Raw genomic sequence first — 743 nt, forward strand, 5'->3', positions numbered from 1 at the left:
GTACTCACACACCGGAAGTATTAAAAAATCTTAAAAAGCACCATTGCTTTATTGTTGAGAAAGAAAACTCAGAGTCTGATGTATGGCGAATTGATGACATTGAAGGCATTCGTAGTCAGGATAACCTTTATACTAAATATATGAGTGGCGCGTTAGGTGGTGTGCCTATGATAGGTAGATAAAAATGGCAAGAGAAAAAAGAAAGTTACATACCACCATTCTTTTTGTTGGAGAAGGTCCCACCGAAAAGACTTTCATTGAGTATCTTCGGGGGATTTATTCACCAGGGAAAGCGAAAGTAACAGTCAGGTCTGCGGATGGTAAAGGTCCAAAACATATTATAGCTGAGGCTATTACCATGCAGAGGCAAGATGATTATAACCATTGCTGTGTATTTTTAGATACTGATTTGGAGTGGCCAGCAGAGTCAATAAAAAAGGCAAGATCGAAAAAAATCGTTCTTATTGGTTCAGAACCTTGTGCTGAGGGTTTTTTCCTTGATGTTCTAAAAATGAAAAAGCCTCAAGATAGCCAAGGATGTAAAGAGGCATTTAATTTATCTATCTTGAAAAAGAAGAACGCGATGATAGAGCGCGCTATTCTTGAAAAGCACTTTACGTTTGAAGTTCTTGAAGAGATGAGATTAAAAGTTGCCATTCTAGATAAGATAATTAAATGCCTGGAGGGGAGGGTTAAAGAGGTTTTCGAGGAGGGGTAGATTAAAAGCGCTGTAATCGTGAGTG

General features: G+C 38.4%; 2 protein-coding genes. Both read left to right on the forward strand.

Annotated elements, in window-relative coordinates:
• Positions 1 to 182, forward strand: a 182-nt coding sequence (locus tag LG31_RS21620) for a hypothetical protein (RefSeq protein WP_238567497.1), incomplete at its 5' end; no start/stop codon positions are given.
• Positions 183 to 184: 2 nt separating this feature from the next.
• On the forward strand, positions 185 to 718 hold the full coding sequence (locus tag LG31_RS0107695) for an RloB domain-containing protein (RefSeq protein ID WP_050513433.1): 534 nt from the start codon (positions 185 to 187) through the stop codon (positions 716 to 718).
• Positions 719 to 743: the final 25 nt, after the last annotated feature.

The sequence above is a fragment of the Aeromonas lacus genome (assembly GCF_000764665.1).
Lineage (GTDB): Bacteria > Pseudomonadota > Gammaproteobacteria > Enterobacterales > Aeromonadaceae > Aeromonas > Aeromonas lacus.